Origin of the sequence: Pseudomonas sp. MPB26, assembly GCF_046605355.1 — a bacterium.
In the GTDB taxonomy this organism is placed as follows: Bacteria; Pseudomonadota; Gammaproteobacteria; order Pseudomonadales; family Pseudomonadaceae; genus Aquipseudomonas; species Aquipseudomonas cedrina.
This window is the reverse complement of record NZ_CP176793.1, coordinates 1,240,659-1,261,509: the sequence shown is the minus strand read 5'-3', so window position 1 is coordinate 1,261,509 and position 20,851 is coordinate 1,240,659. Positions and strand designations below refer to the sequence as shown.

Genomic DNA, 20,851 nt, shown 5'->3' with positions numbered 1-20,851 from the left:
GCCGCCCCAATAAAGACACCGCGCAGTTTCAGACAAACCCTATCCGCCTGGTTTGGGGCCGCTTCGCAGCCCAGCGCGGGACAAGCCCGCTCACTACAAAAATGTGTAGATACCTATGGCTATCGCAGGCAAGCCAGCTCCCACAGTTGGAATGCATTTCCCTGGGGGAGCGGGCTTGCTCGCGAAGCTTTAGAAGCTCATGTCCACTTTGGTCCAGAGGGTTCGCCCAGGCTCCTTGATCGCCTGCGGGTCGCTGGCCGGGTAGCCGAAGCCGGCGTTGCCGGCCAGGTTCAAGTGCTCGGCGTATGCCTTGCCGAACAGATTGTCGACACCGGTACTGACCTTGAAGTTTTTATTGATTCGATAGGCCGCGTTCAGCGAGAACACCCCAAAGCCGCCGCTCTTGTCGTAGTCCTTGCCGACCACATTGCCCTTGTTCGGGTCGATGCGGTGTTGTGCGGCGACCACCCGCCACAGGGCGCCGGCGCTCCAGTCATCTTCGCTGTAGGTGAGGCCGAGGCGCGCGTCCAGCGGTGGCATTTGCGGCAGGGCCTTGCCGTCACTGCTGTTCTTGCCCCAGGCATAGGCAAGGCTGGCGTCGGCTTTCCAGTGGCGTGTCAGCTTGTACGCCGCGCCCAGTTCGCCACCCATGATGCGGGCGTCGACGTTGCGGGCCTGGGAGGTGGTGCCCATCATGCCGGGCCGGTAGTCGAACAGGATGAAGTCCTGCACCCGGCCGATATAACCCGAGGCCCAGGCTTCAAGGTCTTCGGCTTTGTATTGCGCCCCAACGTCGAGTTGGGTGGTTTTCTCTGGCTTGACGCCGTCGAAGGCATTCACTGAACCGGTCGCGCCGGTGTTGGGGGAGAACAATTCCCAGTAATCCGGGAAACGTTCCGAATGGCCCAGGCCGGCGTAGAGCGTAGTGGGGCTGCCTGCCAGGTCGTGTTCATAGCGTACGAAGCCCGACGGCAAGGTGTCGGCGCGGGTGTCGTCGGCGGTGGGGTTGGCGCGGGTGCTCATGCCGGAGCCAGTGGTCTGCCGATAATCCTTGGCCGAGGCGCGGTCCAGGCGCGCGCCGCTGATCAGGCGTTCGCGCTCGGCGGCATACCAGGTGAGCTCGCCGAATACGCCGTAGTTGTGAAAGTCGGCGTCCTTGGTGCGCGGCAGATCCTTGTAGGTGTCGATGCCCATGCTGCTGCGGGCGCGGTGCTCGTTGGTCTGCGCATCCAGGCCGCCGATCAGTTGCACATCGGCCCAGCGCCAGGTGGCCTTGATCCGCGCGCCCAGGGTGCGGCGGTCGACGTTGGAGGCCATGGGCCCCGCCATCATGCCGGTGCCCGAGGGGGTGCGCAGGCTGTAGTTGTCCATCACATGGTCGGCGTAGTTGTAGTAGACCTGGGCCTCGACCTTGTCCAGCACCTCGCCGAGGTTGGATTTTTCAAAGCGCAGCCCCAGGCTTTCGCGCAGGAACTGCGAGCCGTCCATGCCGCGCCCGGCGTAGCGCGCTTCGCCGTCGCCTCGGCCGGCGGTGAGTTCCAGCAAGGTGTCGGGGTCAGGGGTGAAACCCACGGCCACATCGCCATTCCACTTGTCATAGCGCGAGGCGACGGTGTCGTTATTGCCGTCCTTGTAATCGTCTGCATGCGCCTGGTTACCGATCACCCGCACGTAGCCCAGCGGCCCACCGGCAGCGGCATCGATGACCTTGTCGAAGCGTCCGTTGGAGCCGGCCAGCACACTGGCATTGAGCCGTGTACCCAGTTCGCCGAACTGCTCCGGCTTGCGCTCGAACAGGACGGTGCCGGCCGAGGCGCCAGGGCCCCAGAGCACGGTTTGCGGGCCTTTGATCACGGTGAGCTGGTCGTAGGTTTCCGGGGAGATATACGAGGTGGGCGCATCCATCCGACCGGGGCAGGCACCGAGCATCATGCTGCCATTGGTGAGGATATTCAGGCGCGAGCCGAACATGCCGCGCAGCACCGGGTCGCCATTGGTGCCGCCATTGCGCACCAGGGCAAAGCCGGGGATGGTCTTGAGGTAGTCGCCGCCATCGCTGGCGGGCACCGGCTGGCGCGGGTCCTTGGGGTTGGTGACCACGGTCAGCGGTGAGCTGGGGGCGATCGCGGTGATCACGGTGGGGCTCAGTTCATGCGCGTCGGCCCTGGCCTGTGGCGCCAGGAGTACGCCGCATAAAACGGCGAGCACAGGGGTACATCCCAAACGGGTGTCAGCAGAAAACCTGGACATGACAACTTCCATTTATCAATCGTAAACAACACGGCCAGCAGCCTGCGGCTGTCTGTCTAAAGTCGGCCGGGGTGAAGTAACGGTGTCAGTGCTTACGAGACGCTGGGCGGCGCGCGACTGCGGGCGCCGGGGAAGATGCTCTGTTGCGCATGGCCCAGGCGCGTGGCGGGGGTGAGGGTGTTGGCCGGCGGCGGACTGCCCAGGGTGAGCGTTGGAATACCGCCAGGCAGGGCTGGGCAGCTGTAAAGCAGATCGCAATAGCCGCACTTGGACCAGAGGGCGTGGTGTTCGTCAGGCGCTTTTTGGTGATGAGCATCGCCATGGTCCATCGGCATGCTCATCGACATACCGGCGTGATGGTCCATCGGCATCGCCTGGGAGATCAGCGGACCGATAAAGATCATCAGCATGGCGAACAGGCTGATCCAACTGCCGCGTCTTACGCGCGAATGTGGAGAGAACCTGGCGCGTGGGGCGCCCATCGAGTAACCGCCTACTGGGCGTGCTTATGCGCGTGGGCGGCCATCGGCGGCATCTTTTGTACCGACACTTGCACCTCGACCTTGCCGGCTTTTTCAAAGGTCAGGGTCAGCGGGAATTGCTTGCCGTCGGCCAACAGGCCGCGGTCTTTGATACCCAGTAGCATCACGTGGTAAGCCATCGGCGCGAAGGTCAATTCGCCCTTGGCCGGTACCGCGACACTGGGCACTTGCTGCATCTTCATCAGGTCGCCTTGCATCACGTGCTCATGCAGCTGCGCTTTTTCCGCCAGCGGCGTGTCGGCGCTGAGCAGGCGGTCCGGGGTGGCACCGGTGTTATGAATCACGAAATACGCCGCGACGGTGGGTGCGTTGGGCGGCAATTCCTGGGACCAGGGATCGCTGACCAGCAAGTCGCCGGCCTTGTAGTCTTCGGCATTGGCGGCACTGAACACCGGCAGCAGCAACGCCGCCAGAAGCAGGGAAGATTTGAGCATGGCAGTTCTCCAGAACGGGTCTAAACGCAGTTTACTTGCGAAGTAATCAGGCCGTCGGAGAGGCGCGGGGGTTGAGGCTCGGCCATTGCTGGCGCGGGGTAGGGTTTTGCAGCTGGGTTGGCGGCAGGCTCTGCGCCGCCGCGAACCGCGTGACATGCAACTGCGGTACATGCCCCGGCAACGCCACCAGCGACGGTGAGCCGGAGCAACACCAGCAATGCTGCATGGCGGAGTGATCGTCCTGCGGCGGCGCCGGAATCTCCAGCTTGCCCAGGGCGATCGCCTTGAGGCTGGCGCCGTTGGAGGAACAGAAACTGCCCCACATCAAGCGCTTGACCGGGTCATCGGCCTGCTGCATCGCACCGGCCAGCGGCATGGCAAAGGCGTTGAACAGCACTGCAAGGCAGGCGATCCAGGCAATTGCAAAGCGTTGACGGGCCATGGCGGACAATCCGTAGGGTTAAACGATCAGGCGGGTATTTAGCCTGATCGGGGGGGATAAGTAAAAAAGGGCGGTGTGGTTTGGTGTCGCAGTGGGTCAGACCGCCGTGGCGTGAAGCTTGAGGCCCAGAGCTTTCATGACTTTCATGATAGTCGCGAACTCGGGATTGCCAGTGCTGGAGAGGGCTTTGTACAGACTTTCTCGTCCGAGGCCGGCGTCGCGGGCTATTTGGGTCATGCCTTGGGCGCGGGCGATATTGTTGAGCGCTGAGCGAATCAGCAATCCGTCACCGGAGTCTTCTTCGAAAGAAGCTTCGAGATACTCCGCCATGTCCTCAGGGGTCGTCAGATGCTCGGCTATGTCGAAATCTTTAAATTGAGTCATGGGTCACTCCTTTTTTTCAAATTCATCGGCAATTTCTTTGGCGCGCTCGATGTCGCGTTTTTGCGTTGATTTATCGCCACCTATCAACAGTAGGTAAACCACTTCACCTATACGCTTGAAGTACACCCGGTATCCAGGGCCATGGTGGATGCGCATTTCGGATACGCCATTTCCGACGTTTTCGCAGTCTCCAAAATTGCCCATTCCTGCGTTATCCAATCTTGTCAGCACGCGTCCATGGGCGGGTTTACTGCGTAGCGAATAAAGCCACTCCTGAAACTCATCAGATCTCTTGAAGTGAATCATCTCGGATCGTATTCCTTGGGATACATGTTGGCAAGTTGTGACGCGCTGCAAAAGCAGTGCATCCGCATCGCGGGCGCCGGAGCAAAACCGCGAGAGGGAGGTTAGGGCGGGGGCTTTTGGCTGAGCCAGCCAGCTTGTTCGGAAGTGTTTGTAGGGGGATTCGGCTTTTGGTGGTGAAGCCTGATAGGACTGGTTATCCGTATAAATAGAAATTTCCGACAAGTCTTTGAGGTTGTCCCTAGGACGCTCAATCTCTAGTCTCCGTACACCGCTGCAAACTCAGCGGTCGGGCGTCGCGGCTCGTATTGATTAAGTACTGCCTCCTTTCAGTTGACGCTTTTTTATCGTCTACTGTGGGCGCTATGGTGGCTGTGCGCGGGATACCTTCGGGTATGCCGGCTTCCTTAATCTCCGGTCCGCGAACCTGCGCACAGCTGCCACCCCTCATCGCATCGCGGCGATTAGTTGGCAGCTCCACTTAGATTAAGGAATCCACAATGATAAAACCCACCCCCAATCCCCCCATTCGGCTTTTCCACGTGGTCGATGGCATCAGCACCGAAGACCTGCTGGTCAATCTCAGCGAAACACTCGCCTCGGCCAATGCGCTGAGTTGTGACCTGGCGTTATTTGGAAGGCCCGAAACGAGAGGAATTGCTCGGCGTTGCGCAGTTGATTGAGCTGGCACAGTTGCTGGCTGATCGTGTGCACAAGGGTTTCGGACCCGCGATAACGGCGGCCTGATAACACAGTCCAAATGTGGGAGCGGGCTTGCTCGCGAAGGCGGTGTGTCAGTCGGCGCATGTGTTAACTGATACACCGCCTTCGCGAGCAAGCCCGCTCCCACATGGAGTCAGTGGTGTCTAGAGGGAGCGGTGATTGCCTGTAGCACCGCAGCTACGCTGGTGAATTCTCGATCCACCGCAACCAACATCGGCCGCTTCAACACTAACACCGGCACCCCACGTTCCCGCGCCACTTCCAGCTTCGGCTCGGTGGCGGTGCTGCCGCTGTTCTTGCTGATCAGCACATCAATCTGCCGCCGTTCAAACAGCGCACGTTCGTCCTCGATCAGAAACGGCCCACGCGCGCCGATCACTTCACAGCGCGCGTTCCCCGGATAAACATCCAGTGCCCGTAGCGTCCAGAATTGATCGGCGGGGATTTCGTCGAGATGCTGCAACGGCTCGCGGCCCAGGGTGAAGAGGGGGCGCTTGAAGGGTTTCAACGCTTCAATCAACGAGGCCCAATCATCCACTTCACGCCAATCATCCCCCGCCTGCGGTTGCCAAGCCGGGCGGCGCAGTGCCCAGCACGGCACACCGCATAGCTGCGCAGCCTGGGCCGCGTTCTGGCTGATCTGCGCCGCATACGGGTGGGTCGCGTCGAGGATCAAACTGATCCGCTCATCGCGAACAAACTGCGCCAATCCTTCGGCGCCACCATAACCGCCGACACGCACTTGGCAGGCGAGATCGGTAGGTACGCGGCCCACTCCGGCCAAGCTATAGATATGCTCCGGCCCCAAGGTTCGGGCGATGGCCAACGCTTCGGTCACGCCGCCCAGCAGGAGAATTCTTTTCATAGCGGCTTGACCACCTCCAGCAAGGTGATCGGCAGCGCCTGGCGCCAGGTATCAAACTCCCCCAATGGCTGCGCCTGGGCCACATGAATGCGGGTCAGTTCGCCGCCATGCTGCGCGCGCCAGTTCATCAGGGTCATTTCGCTTTGCAGGGTCACGGCGTTGGCGACCAGTCGGCCGCCGGGGCGCAGGTGCTGCCAGCAGGTGTCGAGCACGCCGTCGCGGGTGACGCCGCCGCCGATGAAGATGGCGTCCGGTGCTTCCAGGCCTTGCAACGCATCGGGGGCCTTACCGCGAATCAATTGCAGGCCGGGCACGCCAAGAACGTCGCGGTTGTGTTCGATCAGGCCCTGGCGGCCAGAGTCGGCTTCAATCGCCAGCGCGCGGCAACTCGGATGCGCCCGCATCCACTCGATACCGATGGAACCGCTGCCCGCGCCTACGTCCCACAGTAGCTCGCCGGGCATCGGCGCAAGGCGGGCGAGGGTCATGGCGCGCACGTCGCGTTTGGTCAGCTGGCCGTCGTGCTTGAATGCCGAGTCCGGCAGGCCGGCCAGGCGCGAGAGGCGTGGCGTGTCGATAGACGCCAGACAATCGATGGCCACCAGATTCAGGTCGGCGACCCGAGCGTGCTGCCAATCCGCAGCCAGACCGTCGAGACGCCGCTCGTCCGCGCCGCCCAGGTGTTCAAACACGCTCAACCGGCTGGGTCCAAACCCGGAGTCAGCCAACAACGCGGCAATCAACCCAGGACTGCGACCGTCGTTACTCAACACCAACATCCTTACGCCACTGGCCAGATGTGCGTTCAACGCCGCCAACGGCCGTGCCACCACGGAGAGCGTCACCACGTCCTGCAACGGCCAGCCCAACCGCGCCGCGGCCAGGGATACCGACGACGGTGCCGGCAGAATCAGCAACTCATCGGCCGCGATCTGACGCGCCAGGCTGGCGCCCACGCCATAGAACATCGGATCGCCGCTGGCCAGTACACACACCGGCGTACCGCGCCTTGCCAGCGCCGGCGCCAGTGAAAACGGGCTCGGCCACCGCTCACGCTCGCCCCGAATACACACCGGCAGCAAGTCCAACTGGCGCTGAGCACCTATAATCCGCGTAGCGCGCAACAGGGCGTGCCGGGCATTCCTGCCCAGCCCCTTGAAGCCGTCTTCACCGATGCCTACAACCGTCAGCCAGGGCGACATAACCATTCCTTGAACGACATCCGACAGGCAGGCTTTTCATGCCGCCGGACAAAGCAGGCATAATACCGCGCCTTTACCCGTCAACCGGTAGCCCCGTGAACCAGACGCCCGCTGTGAATACCTTGCGCCCCTCGGCTTGTCCGGGGTTGCTGCGTATTGTCCAGGCGTTGGACGGCGGGATTTGCCGGATCAAATTGGCCGGTGGCTCGATCAGCGCCGCCCAGGCCCGCGCGGTGGCGGATGCGGCCCAGGCCTATGCCGGCGGGGTGATCGAGGCGACCAACCGCGCCAATCTGCAGATCCGCGGGATCGGCACCGAAGAAAACGCATTGATCGCCCTGCTGCTGGCCGCCGGCCTCGGCCCGAGCAACGCCGCTGGCGACGACGTGCGCAACCTGATGCTCAGCCCCAGCGCCGGTATCGACGAGCAGATGCTGTTCGACACGCGCCCGTTGGCGGACCAGATCCTGGCCTCGCTGCAGAACGTCCCGCGTTTCCATGAGCTGTCAGCCAAGTTCGCCGTGCAATTGGATGGCGGTGAGGCCCTGGCGATGCTCGAGCATCACCATGACCTGTGGCTCTCAGCGTTCGTGCGCAATGGCGAAACGCTGCTCGCGTTCGGGCTGGCCGGTTGCCCGGGCCTGGATGCGCCGTTGGGCGCCGTTCGATTGGAGCAGGGCCACGCGCTGGTCACTGCGGTGCTGGAAGCCTTTCTCAACGTGGCCACGCCGGAACAAACACGCATGCGCCACCTAGTGGTGGATAAAGTGCTGAGCCGCCTGAGCCTGCCGCTGCTGTCCGCGAATGGCTTCAACCGCCCTGCCAGTGGCGTTTCGCTGCACATGGGCACTTATCCACAGCCGCAAAAGAATCAGTTCTATGTCGCGGCCGTTGCGCCCCTGGGCCGCCTGGATTCGACGATGCTCAAGGGCGCCGCGCGGCTCGCCGACGACTATGGCGATGGCACCCTGCGTTTCACGCCTTGGCAAGGCGTGCTGCTGCCCTATGTCGAAAAACCCTGCGTCGTGACCGACCGCCTGACGCAACTGGGCTTCCTCTGCTCCGCCGACCAGCCGCTGGCGCGCATGACCGCCTGCACCGGTTCCAGCGGCTGCGCCAAGGCCTTGGCCGACACCAAGGCCGATGCGGTGCAACTGGCCGCGCTGCACACCGACCACGACGTGCACCTGTCCGGCTGCCCACGCTCCTGCGCCGCCGCGCACATCGCACCGGTCACGTTGCTGGCCGTAAGCCCAGGCCACTACGACCTCTATTTTCGCGAGGCAGCCCAGCCAGGTTTCGGCCGGCTGCGCGCGCGCAACCTTTCTATTGAAGCGACGGGCGCCCTGCTGCGCGCTCGCCCACGGAGCAACACCGATGATTGATTACATCCGCGACGGTCAGGAGATCTATCGCAACTCCTTCGCCATTATTCGCGCGGAAGCCAAGTTGGAGCGTATCCCGGCTGATTTGGAGAAACTCGCGGTGCGGGTGATTCATGCCTGCGGCATGGTCGACGCCATCGACGGCCTGCAATTTTCCGCAGGTGCGGGCAAGGCCGGGCGCGATGCACTCGCGGCGGGCGCGCCGATTCTGTGCGATGCGCGGATGGTCTCCGAAGGCGTGACCCGTGCGCGCCTGCCGGCCAATAACCCGGTGATCTGCACCTTGCGCGACGACAGCGTGCCCGAGCTGGCGCGGCAACTGGGTAACACCCGTTCCGCCGCCGCGCTGGAGCTGTGGCGCCCGCACCTGGAAGGCAGCGTAGTAGTGATCGGCAACGCGCCGACCGCCTTGTTTTACCTGCTCGAAATGCTGGATGCCGGCGCGCCGAAACCGGCGTTGATCCTTGGCTTCCCGGTGGGTTTCGTTGGGGCCGCCGAATCCAAGGCGATGCTCGCCGCCGACAGCCGTGGCGTGCCGTTCGTGATCATGCAGGGCCGCCTGGGCGGCAGCGCGATGGCCGCCGCCGCGGTGAATGCCCTGGCCACGGAGGTTGAATGATGCACCCACGCGGACGTTTGATCGGCCTGGGCGTGGGCCCCGGCGATCCGGAACTGATCACCCTCAAGGCCCTGCGCCTGCTGCGCGAATCGCCGGTGGTGGCGTACTTCGTAGCCAAGGGTAAGAAGGGCAACGCCTTCGGCATCATTGAGGATCATCTGGTGCCGCAACAAACCCTGATGCCGCTGGTGTACCCGGTGACCACCGAGGCGTTGCCGGCGCCGCTGTCCTACGAGCAGGTGATCAGCGATTTCTACGACACCGCCAGCGTTGGCGTGGCCGCGCATCTGGACGCCGGCCGCGATGTGGCGGTGATCTGTGAAGGCGACCCGTTCTTCTACGGCTCCTATATGTACCTGCATGACCGTTTGGCCGAGCGCTACGACGCGCAGGTTATCCCCGGCGTGTGCTCGATGCTCGGCGGCGCCTCGGTGCTGGGTGCGCCGCTGGTGTATCGCAACCAGAGCCTGTCGGTGCTCTCTGGCGTATTGCCCCATGAAGACCTCAAGCGCCGTTTGGCGGACGCCGACGCGGCGGTAATCATGAAGCTGGGGCGCAATTTCCCGAAAGTGCGCCAGGTGCTCGAAGAGCTCGGCCTGGCCGAGCGTGCGCTGTACGTGGAACGCGCGACCATGGCCAACCAGAAGATCGTGCCGCTGGACCAGGTGGAGCCGATGTCGTCGCCGTACTTCTCGCTGATCATCGTGCCTGGCGAACGGTGGCAAGGTTGATGCGCCCGGCGATTGTCATCCTCGGCCAGGGCAGCCTGGCCACTGCGCGCAAGATCCAGCAGCTGTACCCCGGTGCTGCGATCCACGGTTTGGCCGCACGGGTCGAGGGCGCTGACCACGCTTACATCGAGTTCGGCGCCACGCTGCGTCAGCTCTACCAGCAAGGCACACCGCTGATTGCGCTGTGTGCCGCCGGCATTGTGATCCGCACGCTGGCGCCGCTGCTGCTGGAAAAGGGCGAAGAGCCCGCTGTGCTCGCCGTGGCCGAAGACGGCAGCGCCGTGGTGCCGCTGCTCGGCGGCCTGGGCGGCGTGAATGTGATGGCGCGTGAGATCGCCGCTGCGCTGGGCGTGGCGGCTGCCATTACCACCAGTGGCGAGTTGCGTTTCGGCACCTGCCTGCTCAACCCGCCCGCCGGTTACGCGTTGGCTGATCTGGAACTGGGCAAGCGTTTTGTCTCGGACTTGCTGGCCGGCGAGAGCGTGCGCATCGAAGGCGCGGCGCCGTGGCTGGAGCAGGCCAATCTGCCGCAGGATCAGCAGGCGCGCCTGGCCATTCATGTGGGCAGTGTCAAGCGGGTACCTGCGGCCGACGAATTGTTGATCTATCCGAAGACGGTGTGCGTGGCGTGCAAGCCGGGCGCGCAATTGGCGGAACGTGTGCGGGGCGCTTTGCATGACGCGGGTATCGCCGTGCAATCCCTGGCCTGCCTGCTGGCGAGTGACACGCAGATGGCCGAAGCGTCGTTGCATCAAGCCGCGTTGGAACTGGGCGTGCCGCTGCGTTTCAGTGATCTCGCTCAGGACGCCGATATCGTCGTCAGCGTCGCCGAGCAGCCTTTGGACCTGTCGCAAGTCGGTCGCGCCCGTGGCCGCCTCGCTGTGATCGGCCTGGGCCCGGGCGCTGCCGAGTTGATGGTGCCGGCGGTGAAAGCCGAACTGACGCGTTGCACCGACGTGCTCGGTTACGAAACCTACGTACGCATGGCCGGCCCGTTTCGCGACGATCAGGTGCAGCACTGCACCGACAACCGTGAAGAGATGCAGCGTGCGCGCCATGCCTTCGAACTGGCGGCCCAGGGCCGTTCGGTGGTGGTGGTGTCTTCCGGCGACCCTGGCGTGTTCGCCATGGCCGCGGCGGTGCTCGAGGCCTTGCATGAGTCCAGCGACCCGGCCTGGCATCAGGTCGACCTGCAGATCCTGCCCGGCGTCTCGGCCTCCCTGGCTACAGCGGCCCAGGCCGGTGCTCCGCTGGGGCATGACTTCTGCGTGATGTCGCTGTCGGACAACCTCAAGCCCTGGTCGATTATCGAAAAGCGCCTGGACCTGGCGTCCCAGGCCGACCTGGCGCTGGCGTTCTACAACCCGATCTCGCGTTCGCGGCCGTGGCAGTTGGGGCGTGCGCTGGAAATCGTCGCGCTGCATCGCACGCCTGAGACGCCTGTGGTGCTGGGCCGTGATATCGGTCGGCCGGGGCAGACCCTGCGCGTCACCACGCTGGGGCAACTGACGCCGGAGCAGGTGGACATGCGCACCATGGTGCTGATCGGCTCGTCCACCACCTGCACCTTCCCCCGTGCCGGTGGTGGTGAGTGGGTGTACACGCCGCGCTGGTACGGCGAGAAACCCGCCGGCTGAAAGCGGCCCTTCAGGCGCCGGAAAGCTCCGAATGACCCAGGGAATTTCCTGGCGTTGTCCGGGGCTTTTTCTTTTTTTCGCGAAGACTTCTGCACACGTGCCGGCGACCCCGCGTGATCCCTGGGCGCTGCGGTTTGCCGTGTTGCCTCAAGGGATGTTTGTCGTCTGGCAAGTCCGTCGGCGGGTGGACTAGGGTGAACATAAGCCCCGAGTTGGGGTGCTTGTGGAGAGTCAAAATGGAGCGACATCACAGAAGGATCAACAGTACAAAAAGGCGCAAATTGATTGCCGCCTACAAGTTGCCCGGAGCGCCGGGAACGGGTGAGCCTTGCGCGCCGGACAGCGAAGACGACTTCAACGCGGCGGTGGTCAACAACGGCGTGATCTCGATTGCCGATGGCTTGTCGGGCCTGAACCGGGAATACATCCGCAAGAGCTATCTGCTGGCCAGCAGCTATGTCAGCGATGTATTGCACATCCAGCGCGGTACCGAGGGTTGGTACGAGGAGTTCATCAAGGTGATGACCGGCTTGGGCTGGCTGCCGGTGCGCAGCCGCTTCGAGCGGGTGACACGTTCAGGCAAAGGGCTGACCGTGCAGTCCCAGGTGCTGGGAATCATCGCCGCCCTGCTGGGGTCGACGTCCTTGTCTGCGCCACTGCTGGCGGCTCTGCCCAGGTTGGCGGCCGATGCATTGGAGGCGTTGAAGCAGACGCCGGCGACATTCGAGCTGTTCAAGCGCAACAGCACGGTGCACCAGGGCGCGGATTTCGGCCTGGCGTCCTGTGCCGAGATGGAGGGCGAATTGAAAATGGTGCTGGTGACTTACAGCACCCACAGCGTGAGCAAGCAGGTCGGGCTGCCATTTCTGGAATGGGACAGCTCCTCGTTCGAAGCTTTCAGTGGGCAGACATGCCTGGTGCTGAACACTTCGCTGATCAACGAAAAGACCCTGCAGCTGATGCGCGAGAGCGCAGGTGACAAGGTGCGACTGGCCATCGCCAAGTACCGGATCTAGGGCACCAGATAGCCGCGTACGCCGGTAAAGATGATTTGCGCGGCCAAGGCGCACACGAACAACCCCATCAACCGACTGACAATTTGCAAGCCCTGGTCGCCGAGGATGCGCTCGATACGGTTGGACAGGTACAGCACCACGCCGACCGTGAGGCTGGCCAGGGCGATACTGAGGATGGCGGTGAGTTTGTCGTCCCAGTGTGGCTGGCTTACGCCCATCACCAACAGCGCCCCGATGGTGCCGGGGCCGACGGTGAGGGGGATGGTCAGCGGCACGATGGTCACGTCCTGCTGCACGTTGTCGGTCTGCACGGCCGACTTGCCTTGCGCCATGCCCAGCGCGGAGATAAACAACACGCTGCCGGCGCCGATGCGGAACGCGTCTACGGTGATGCCGAACACACTGAAAATCACCCGGCCGAACAGGTAGAGCAACACGCTCGACACCAGCGTCGCCAGCGCCACTTTCCAGGCCAGGCGCCGCCGCTCTTTGCTGGAATAGCCACGGGTGAGGCTGATAAAACAGGACAGCACGAAGAACGGGCTGTAGAGCACGAGCATTTTCAGGTAGACGCTGAATAACACGTGGAGCATGGAAGTGGCTCGCGCAAGAAAGTACTGCGCGAGTCTATCAGGCGACAGCGATCAAATGTGGGAGCGGGCTTGCTCGCGAATGCGGTGTGTAGTGAGCGGGCTTGCCCCGCGCTGGGTGGCGAAGCCGCCCCAAACCAGGCGACTCGGTTCTACCTGGAGGTCGGCGGTGTTTTTATTGGGGCCGCTTCGCAGCCCAGCGCGGGGCAAGCCCGCTCACTACAGGCCGCATTCGCGAGCAAGCCCGCTCCCACATTGGGGCTGCATTCCAAGTCAGGTGGGGGCGTGTTCCGGCCTTTGCTGACGCTGCGCCACCCAGAACTCCACCAGTTCACGCAACTGCGACAACTCCACCGGCTTGGCCATGTGCCCGTCCATCCCGGCTTGGCGTGCCCGCTCCTTGTGTTCCGACAAAATGTGCGCAGTCAGCGCCACCACCGGCGTGCGAATGCGCTGGTGGCTGACTTCCCAGGCGCGCAATTGCTGCGTCGCCGAAAAGCCATCAAGGATCGGCATTTCGCAGTCCATCAACACCAGGTCGTAGCGCTGGGCCTTCATCGCCTCCAGCGCTTCTTCGCCATTGCTGGCGGTGTCCGGGTCGAGGTTGAGCTTGCCGAGCATGCCGCGGATCACTTTGGTGGAAATGCTGTTGTCCTCGGCCACCAGAATGCGGAAATCGCTGGGAACGGTGATGGCGGCCGGTGCACCGGGCACCGCGCGAGGCGCTGTGTTGCCCTTGCTGCGCTGGGTCAGTTCATCGGCCAGGGTGGTTTTGAGGGTATAACCGGCCACGGGCTTGGCGAGGATGCGTTTGATCCCGCAGTTACGCGCGATGATCTTGCTCGGCGCATTGCTGATGCCGGTGAGCATGATCAGCAGGATGTCGTGGTTCAGGCTCGGGTCTTCCTTGATCTTCGCCGCCAATTGCATGCCGGTCATGCCGGGCATGTTCTGGTCCAGCAGCACCACGTCGAAGTAATCACGCAAGTGCGCCTTGGTGCGCAGCAGCGCCAGGGCTTCCTTGCCGGAGGGCGCGGCGCTGACGTTGAGGCCCCAGGCCGAGCACTGCTGCACCAGGACTTTGCGGCAGGTGTCGTTGTCGTCCACCACCAGCACCCGGGCGCCCTTGAGCGGGCCGTCGAGGTCGGAGGTCGGATGCTCCAGGCGTTCCGGGTCCAGCGGCAGGGTCAGCCACAGGGTGCTGCCCTGATGGCTGCCGCTCTTGATCCCGAACTCGCCGTTCATCAACAGGATCAACTGGCGGGCGATGACCAGGCCCACGTGGCCGTTCAAACGGGTGGCCGAGAAGAAATTCTTGCTGTGCAATTCGCTGTGCAGCAGGGCCTCGCGCTCGGCCGCTTCCATCGGCACGCCACTGTCTTGAACGGCAATGCGCAGGCGCGGCTGGGTGCTGCGATCGTCCAGGGCGACCACGATCAGCACTTCGCCTTCGTCGGTTTTTTGCAGGGCGTTCTCCAGCAGGCTCAACATGGCCTGGCGCAGGCGCGTCGGGTCGCCGCTGATCACGCGTGGTACCTGGGGCTGGATAAAGCTGATCAGTTCGACGTTCTGCTGTTCGGCCTTGGCGCGGAAGATGCTCAGGCAGTCCTCGATCAGCGCATTGAGATCGAATTGCACGTCATCCAACTCGATCTGGCCGGATTCCAGCTTGGAAATATCGAGGATCTCGTTGATCAGGGTAAGCAGCTCATTGCCCGCGCTGTGGATGGTTTGCACGTAGTCGCGCTGTTTCACCGACAGCGGGGTGCCCAGCAGCAGCTCGGTCATGCCCAGCACGCCATTCATGGGAGTACGGATTTCGTGGCTGATCTTGGCCAGGAACTCCGCCTTGGCGGCGATTTCGGCGTTGCTCGCCGCCAGGTCGCGGCTGAGGCTGAAACGCGCCTCGACCAGCGCACGTTGGCGCTCGCCCAACGCCAGGCTCATCAACAGGCCGCTGAGGCAGATAAACGCCAGCAGTGTCACGATCAGGCCTTGGGGCGACACCATCGTCAGACCCAGCAGCGCGGGCAGGATGATCAGCGTACCGATGTTGAACACTACCATCGCCGCCACGAACAGGCGGGCCGGGCGGTAGCCCCGCTGCCAGTGATAGGCCGAGACAAACAGCATGCTCAAGCCGGCCAGGGCCACCAGGACGTAAGTGATGATGTTCAGGGGCAGGGTGTTGACGAACAACAGCAGCAAGCCACACAACACGATGAACAAAATGTCGGCCATCAACAGTTTGTTCAAGGGGTGCGGGCCCAGGGGCATGAAGAAGCGGTAGGCAAACATCAGCCCGCACGGCGCGGTCAGCAGCAGCGCCAGGTAGGCGCCGGGGGTCTGGACCGCGTGCCAGTTCGGCAACCATGGGCCCACCAGGTTCAGCAGCAATGCCAGGCTGAGCATCAACAACACTTCGCAGGCCGCCAACCACAGGCTGCTGCGCGAGCGGTGATAGGCGAAGCGTGTGAGGTTGTGCAGGATCAGCATTAGCAGGCAACCGAACAGCAGCCCGTAAATCAGCGTCTGGGTCTGGTCGGCCGCGGCGAGCACGGCCGGCTCCAGAGTGATGTAGGGGCGCAGTTCGTGTTCCGACACCAGGCGCAGGTAGACGTCGAGCGGCTTCTGGCTCTGGGGCATCGGCAGCATGAAGTCACTGCTGGGCAGTGGTCGCTCAGCCTGCGGTTGGCGCGTGCCGGTGCTCTGTTGTTCCACCAGAGCATCGCCGTCCAGTACATAGAGGCTCAGGTGCGACAGATCCGGGGCGAATACCCGCAGCACTTGTTCGTGCTTGCCGGGTTGCAGCTTGAAACGCACCCACAACGCACCGTCCGGCGGCGCGGCGGTAATGCGGTCCAGTTCGATGGGGCTGAATTGATTGGTGTAGCGCGAGGAACGGATGTCGCTCAGTTGCAGGTCGGCCTGTTCATCAAGCAATACTGCCCAACCACTGCCTTGCGCCGCGGCCTGGGCCGGGAACAAACAGAGCAGTGTCAGCAGGCTGACAGTAAAACCTATGGCGATCCTGAGCCAGCGCACGGCGAAATCCCTTCGTAGGTTGATGCACGCGTTAACTATGCGCGGGGAGGCCTGCATACGGCAAGGGCCACGGGCCCCTGCCTAGCCGAACGGATAGTACTGACGCCGACGGATCAGCTGTTTTCGCCACGTTCACGGGCAATGGCGCGGTAGCCGATGTCCTTGCGGTAGAAACAGCCTTGCCAATCGATCTTCGCGGCCAGTTTGTACGCCTGTTGCTGCGCGGCGTCGACACTGGCGCCCATGGCGGTGGCGCACAATACACGGCCACCGGCGGTCACGACCTGGCCATCCTTGAGCGCGGTGCCCGCATGGAACACCTTGCCTTCCAGCTTGGCGGCGGCGTCGAGGCCGTGAATGACGTCACCCTTGGCGTAGTCCGCCGGATAGCCACCGGCAGCCAGCACAATGCCGACGCTTGGGCGTGGATCCCACTGCGCTTCAACCTTGTCCAGGGCCTGGGCCAGCGCCGCTTCCACCAGCAGCACCAGGCTCGACTGCAGACGCAGCATCACCGGTTGGGTTTCCGGATCGCCGAAGCGGCAGTTGAACTCGATGACTTTCGGGTTGCCGGCCTTGTCGATCATCAGGCCGGCATACAGGAAACCGGTGTACACATTGCCTTCGTCGGCCATGCCACGCACGGTCGGCCAGATCACCAGGTCCATCACGCGCTGGTGTACTTCGGTCGTGACGACCGGGGCAGGGGAGTAGGCACCCATGCCGCCGGTATTGGGGCCGGTGTCGCCGTCGCCGACGCGTTTATGGTCCTGGCTGGTCGCCATCGGCAAGACGTTCTTGCCGTCGACCATCACGATAAAGCTGGCTTCTTCGCCGTCGAGGAATTCCTCGATCACCACGCGTGAACCGGCGTCGCCAAAGGCGTTGCCGGCGAGCATGTCGCGCACGGCGTCTTCGGCTTCCTGCAGGGTCATTGCCACGATCACGCCTTTACCGGCGGCCAGGCCATCGGCCTTGATCACGATGGGAGCACCCTTTTCACGCAGGTAAGCCAGGGCCGGCTCGATCTCGGTGAAGTTCTGGTAGTCGGCGGTCGGGATCTTGTGACGGGCCAGGAAATCCTTGGTGAATGCCTTGGAACCTTCGAGCTGGGCAGCGCCGGCGGTGGGGCCGAAGCAGTCCAGGCCACGGCTGCGGAACAGGTCCACCACGCCGGCAACCAATGGGACTTCCGGACCGACGATGGTCAGAGAGACATTCTTCTCGGCGAAATCGGCCAACTGCTCAAGAGCCAGTACGTCGATGGCGACGTTCTCGCATTTGGCTTCAATGGCGGTACCGGCGTTGCCGGGAGCGACGAAGACTTTCTGGACGCGCGGGTCCTGGGCAACTTTCCAGGCCAGGGCGTGTTCACGGCCACCGCTGCCAATGATCAAAACATTCATTTTAAAAACCTCGGATGACGCAAATTCTTGGGAACACTGCGGGCTGCTTTTTGTGGGAGCTGGCTTGCCTGCGATGCTGGCGCCTCGGTGTATCTGGTGCACCGAGGTGATGCTATCGCAGGCAAGCCAGCTCCCACATAAAGCCAGCGCCCATCAGGCCATGTTGGATCAGTGACGGAAGTGGCGCATGCCTGTGAAGACCATGGCGATACCGGCTTCATCAGCTGCGGCAATCACTTCGGCGTCACGCATCGAACCACCCGGCTGGATCACGGCGGTCACGCCTGCTTTCGCCGCGTTGTCCAGGCCATCGCGGAACGGGAAGAACGCATCGGACGCCATCACCGAGCCCGCCACCTGCAAGCCGGCGTGCTCAGCCTTGATCGCAGCGATACGCGCCGAGTTCACGCGGCTCATCTGGCCGGCGCCGACACCGATGGTCTGGCGGTTCTTGGCGTAGACGATGGCGTTGGATTTGACATACTTGGCCACTTTCCAGGCGAAGATCAGGTCGTTGATCTCTTGCTCGGTCGGCGCGCGCTTGGTCACAACTGTAAGGTCGTCGCTGCCGATCATGCCGATGTCGCGACTCTGTACCAGCAGGCCGCCGTTGACGCGCTTGTAGTCCCAGGCAGCCGCGCGGTCGGCCGACCACTCGCCGCAGGCCAGCAGGCGCACATTGGCCTTGGCGGCGACGATGGCGCGGGCCTCTTCGCTGACGCTTGGCGCGATGATCACTTCGACGAACTGACGCTCGACGATCGCCTTGGCGGTCTCGGCATCCAGTTCACGGTTGAAGGCGATGATGCCGCCAAAGGCCGATTCAGTGTCGGTGGCGTAGGCCAATTCGTATGCCTGGCGGATACCGCCTTCTGCGTCCGGGCTCACGGCCACGCCGCACGGGTTGGCATGCTTGACGATGACGCAGGCTGGCTTGACGAAGCTCTTCACACATTCCAGCGCGGCGTCGGTGTCGGCCACGTTGTTGTAGGACAGTTCTTTGCCTTGCAATTGGGTCGCGGTGGCGATGCCGACTTCGGCCGGTTTTGCCTCAACGTAGAACGCCGCGCTCTGGTGCGGGTTCTCGCCGTAGCGCATTTCCTGGGCCTTGATGAACTGGCTGTTGAAGGTGCGCGGGAACTGGCTGCGGCCTTCGGTGGAGAGTGTTTCGGCGGCCTGGTTCACGGTGCCCATGTAGTTGGCGATCATGCCGTCGTAGGCGGCGGTGTGTTCGAACGCCTTGAGCATCAGGTCGAAACGCTGCGCGTAGGTCAAGCCACCGGCTTTCAGGCTTTCGAGCACCTGCGCGTAGTCGCTGGCGTTGACCACGATGGCCACGTCCTTGTGGTTCTTGGCCGCCGAGCGAACCATGGTCGGGCCGCCGATATCGATGTTTTCGATCGCGGTCGGCAGGTCGCAACCTGGCTTGTTGATGGTGGCTTCGAACGGGTAGAGGTTAACGGCCACCAGGTCGATCGGCTTGATGCCGTGTTCGCTCATGATCGCGTCGTCGATACCGCGACGGCCGAGGATGCCGCCGTGGATTTTCGGATGCAGGGTCTTGACCCGACCGTCCATCATTTCTGCGAAACCGGTGTAGTCCGCCACTTCCACTGCGGCCACGCCGTTGTCCTGCAGCAGTTTGAAGGTCCCGCCCGTGGAAAGGATTTCCACGCCCAAGGCCTCCAGCTCCCGGGCGAATTCGAGGATCCCGGTCTTGTCGGAAACACTGATCAAGGCGCGGCGGATCGGCAGGCGGGTAGTCTGGTCGGTCATTTCAATTTCCATCAAAAGCTAAGGAGTCAGCAAAAAAGGCGACCGTTTTTACGCGGGCGCCTTTCTGGTTTGATTGAATGCTTACAGCAAATCGTATTGCTTGAGCTTTTTGCGCAAGGTGCCACGGTTAAGGCCCAGCAGCTCACTGGCTTTGGTCTGGTTGCCCTTGACGTAGTTCATCACGCTTTCGAGCAAGGGCGCCTCGACTTCGGAGAGCACCAGGTTGTACACGTCCGTGACGGAAGCGCCCTCGAGGTGGGCGAAATAATTGTGCAGCGCCTTCTCGACACTCCCGCGAAGGGTCTGGCCTTCTTCGCTCGGCGTGTTGAGGTGCTGTTTCAAATTGACGTTGTCGCTCACGGGCGTTGTTCCACTCACTAAAGTCTCGGTCATCATCGTCATGCGGCCACCCCTTTTCCGTCCCCTGGTCCCAGGCTCTTGTCTCGTTCGGCAAAGAACTCACGAACGGCGGTGACCTGTGCTTGCGTTTCATCCAAACGATTGAACCCGGCGCGAAACTCCCTGGCGCCCGGCAGCGTTGCCAGATACCAACCCACATGCTTGCGCGCGATGCGCACGCCCATCACCTCTCCGTAGAAGGTGTGAAGGGCAGCCAGATGCTCTAGCAGAATACGTTCCACCTCGACCAGCTCCGGCGACGGCAACACTTCGCCAGTACGCAGAAAGTGCTCGATCTCACGAAAAATCCACGGACGCCCTTGAGCGGCCCGGCCAATCAACAAGCCATCGGCACCGGTTGCGTCCAGCACGCGCCGGGCTTTCTGGGCTGAATCGATGTCGCCATTGGCAAAGACCGGCATCGACACCGCCTGCTTGATGGCGGCAATGGTGTCGTACTCGGCCTCGCCTGTGTAAAGGTCGGCGCGGGTGCGGCCGTGCACCGCGAGCGCTGTAATGCCTGCCTGTTCGGCGATCTTCGCCACCGTCAGGCCGTTCTTGTTGTCCCGGTCCCATCCGGTTCGAATCTTCAGGGTGACCGGCACATCCACTGCGGCGACAACGGCCTGCAGGATCTCGGCAACCAACTGCTCATCTTTCAACAGCGCGGAACCGGCGGCCTTGTTGCAGACCTTCTTGGCCGGGCAGCCCATGTTGATGTCGATGATCTGCGCCCCCAACTCCACGTTGGCCCGGGCCGCATCCGCCAGCATTTGTGCATCTCCACCGGCGATCTGTACCGAGCGTGGCTCGGGGTCACCTTCGTGGATCATGCGCATCCGCGATTTGCGGGTGTTCCACAGGCTCATGTCGCTGGTGACCATTTCCGAGACTACTAGACCCGCGCCCAAACGTTTGCACAGCTGACGAAAGGGCTGGTCGGTAACCCCCGCCATCGGGGCGAGAATCAAGCCATTGTGCAATGTGTATGGGCCGATGCGTACCGCCGACATAGGACTTCCCTGTTGTGGGGGCCGGATCATTAGAGTTCGAAAAAGGGTTGGCATGATACCCGCTCTCGATGACTGGATAAAGGCTGAAT

General features: G+C 62.8%; 19 protein-coding genes and 1 pseudogene. 6 read left to right on the top strand and 14 right to left on the bottom strand.

Annotation, left to right across the window (positions count from 1 at the left end; genetic code table 11):
• Nucleotides 1-189: 189 nt before the first annotated feature.
• From ACLH0H_RS05985 to ACLH0H_RS05960, 6 genes are all read right to left on the bottom strand, one after another.
• Nucleotides 190-2,250: a TonB-dependent copper receptor gene (locus ACLH0H_RS05985; protein WP_411381335.1), complete on the bottom strand. Its 2,061-nt coding sequence runs from the start codon at nt 2,248-2,250 to the stop codon at nt 190-192.
• Nucleotides 2,251-2,342: 92 nt separating this feature from the next.
• A complete protein-coding gene (locus tag ACLH0H_RS05980; protein WP_411381334.1) occupies nt 2,343-2,732 on the bottom strand; it encodes a DUF2946 domain-containing protein in 390 nt (129 codons plus the stop codon).
• 11 nt (nt 2,733-2,743) lie between these two features.
• Nucleotides 2,744-3,226 carry a copper chaperone PCu(A)C gene (locus ACLH0H_RS05975; RefSeq protein WP_411381333.1) on the bottom strand — a complete coding sequence of 161 codons (483 nt, stop codon included), beginning with the start codon at nt 3,224-3,226 and terminating at the stop codon, nt 2,744-2,746.
• A gap of 46 nt (nt 3,227-3,272) precedes the next feature.
• Nucleotides 3,273-3,668 (bottom strand): DUF2946 domain-containing protein, encoded by a 396-nt coding sequence (locus tag ACLH0H_RS05970; RefSeq protein WP_411381332.1) that lies wholly within the window; start codon nt 3,666-3,668, stop codon nt 3,273-3,275.
• A 96-nt stretch (nt 3,669-3,764) separates the two neighbouring features.
• Nucleotides 3,765-4,052, bottom strand: coding sequence for an addiction module antidote protein (locus tag ACLH0H_RS05965; RefSeq protein WP_076954520.1), 288 nt, complete (start codon nt 4,050-4,052; stop codon nt 3,765-3,767).
• A 3-nt stretch (nt 4,053-4,055) separates the two neighbouring features.
• Nucleotides 4,056-4,358: a type II toxin-antitoxin system RelE/ParE family toxin gene (locus ACLH0H_RS05960; RefSeq protein ID WP_411381331.1), complete on the bottom strand. Its 303-nt coding sequence runs from the start codon at nt 4,356-4,358 to the stop codon at nt 4,056-4,058.
• 497 nt (nt 4,359-4,855) lie between these two features.
• Between ACLH0H_RS05960 and ACLH0H_RS05955 the strand changes: the two are divergent.
• A pseudogene (locus tag ACLH0H_RS05955) lies at nt 4,856-5,102 on the top strand (DUF6124 family protein).
• A gap of 109 nt (nt 5,103-5,211) precedes the next feature.
• On the opposite strand, the gene ACLH0H_RS05950 reads toward ACLH0H_RS05955, so the two are convergent.
• On the bottom strand, nt 5,212-5,943 hold the full coding sequence (locus tag ACLH0H_RS05950) for a cobalt-precorrin-6A reductase (RefSeq protein WP_411381330.1): 732 nt from the start codon (nt 5,941-5,943) through the stop codon (nt 5,212-5,214).
• Nucleotides 5,940-7,145, bottom strand: a complete 1,206-nt coding sequence (cbiE, locus tag ACLH0H_RS05945) for a precorrin-6y C5,15-methyltransferase (decarboxylating) subunit CbiE (protein WP_411381329.1) — start codon at nt 7,143-7,145, stop codon at nt 5,940-5,942. The genes ACLH0H_RS05950 and cbiE overlap by 4 nt, the downstream gene beginning before the upstream one ends.
• Nucleotides 7,146-7,183: 38 nt before the next feature.
• Between cbiE and cobG the strand changes: the two genes are divergently transcribed.
• From cobG to ACLH0H_RS05920, 5 genes are all read left to right on the top strand, one after another.
• Nucleotides 7,184-8,530: a precorrin-3B synthase gene (gene cobG / locus ACLH0H_RS05940; RefSeq protein ID WP_411381328.1), complete on the top strand. Its 1,347-nt coding sequence runs from the start codon at nt 7,184-7,186 to the stop codon at nt 8,528-8,530.
• On the top strand, nt 8,523-9,149 hold the full coding sequence (locus ACLH0H_RS05935; RefSeq protein ID WP_076954512.1) for a precorrin-8X methylmutase: 627 nt from the start codon (nt 8,523-8,525) through the stop codon (nt 9,147-9,149). The genes cobG and ACLH0H_RS05935 overlap by 8 nt, the downstream gene beginning before the upstream one ends.
• Nucleotides 9,149-9,880 (top strand): precorrin-2 C(20)-methyltransferase, encoded by a 732-nt coding sequence (locus tag ACLH0H_RS05930; protein ID WP_076954511.1) that lies wholly within the window; start codon nt 9,149-9,151, stop codon nt 9,878-9,880. Before ACLH0H_RS05935 ends, ACLH0H_RS05930 begins: the two co-directional genes overlap by 1 nt.
• Nucleotides 9,880-11,517 (top strand): precorrin-3B C(17)-methyltransferase, encoded by a 1,638-nt coding sequence (cobJ, locus tag ACLH0H_RS05925; RefSeq protein WP_411381327.1) that lies wholly within the window; start codon nt 9,880-9,882, stop codon nt 11,515-11,517. The genes ACLH0H_RS05930 and cobJ overlap by 1 nt, the downstream gene beginning before the upstream one ends.
• A 236-nt stretch (nt 11,518-11,753) precedes the next feature.
• Nucleotides 11,754-12,533: a hypothetical protein gene (locus ACLH0H_RS05920; RefSeq protein WP_411381326.1), complete on the top strand. Its 780-nt coding sequence runs from the start codon at nt 11,754-11,756 to the stop codon at nt 12,531-12,533.
• Here ACLH0H_RS05920 and ACLH0H_RS05915 read toward each other — a convergent pair.
• The 6 genes from ACLH0H_RS05915 to dusB all read right to left on the bottom strand — a co-directional run bounded on the left by ACLH0H_RS05915 (nt 12,530) and on the right by dusB (nt 20,762).
• A complete protein-coding gene (locus tag ACLH0H_RS05915) occupies nt 12,530-13,126 on the bottom strand; it encodes a MarC family protein (RefSeq protein ID WP_003171467.1) in 597 nt (198 codons plus the stop codon). The two genes, ACLH0H_RS05920 and ACLH0H_RS05915, sit on opposite strands and share 4 nt — an antisense overlap.
• Before the next feature lie 270 nt (nt 13,127-13,396).
• Entirely contained in the window at nt 13,397-16,168 is a 2,772-nt protein-coding gene (locus ACLH0H_RS05910) for a response regulator (RefSeq protein ID WP_411381325.1), read from the bottom strand.
• A gap of 113 nt (nt 16,169-16,281) precedes the next feature.
• Nucleotides 16,282-17,574: a phosphoribosylamine--glycine ligase gene (gene purD, locus ACLH0H_RS05905; protein WP_411381324.1), complete on the bottom strand. Its 1,293-nt coding sequence runs from the start codon at nt 17,572-17,574 to the stop codon at nt 16,282-16,284.
• Nucleotides 17,575-17,742: 168 nt separating this feature from the next.
• Complete coding sequence (gene purH / locus ACLH0H_RS05900) at nt 17,743-19,350, bottom strand: bifunctional phosphoribosylaminoimidazolecarboxamide formyltransferase/IMP cyclohydrolase (RefSeq protein ID WP_186693023.1); 1,608 nt, start codon at nt 19,348-19,350, stop codon at nt 17,743-17,745.
• 81 nt (nt 19,351-19,431) lie between these two features.
• The gene (gene fis / locus ACLH0H_RS05895; protein WP_002555375.1) at nt 19,432-19,752 is read right to left on the bottom strand and encodes a DNA-binding transcriptional regulator Fis; all 321 of its coding nucleotides are present in this window, start codon (nt 19,750-19,752) and stop codon (nt 19,432-19,434) included.
• Nucleotides 19,749-20,762 carry a tRNA dihydrouridine synthase DusB gene (dusB, locus tag ACLH0H_RS05890; protein WP_411381323.1) on the bottom strand — a complete coding sequence of 338 codons (1,014 nt, stop codon included), beginning with the start codon at nt 20,760-20,762 and terminating at the stop codon, nt 19,749-19,751. Before dusB ends, fis begins: the two co-directional genes overlap by 4 nt.
• Nucleotides 20,763-20,851 lie beyond the last annotated feature (89 nt).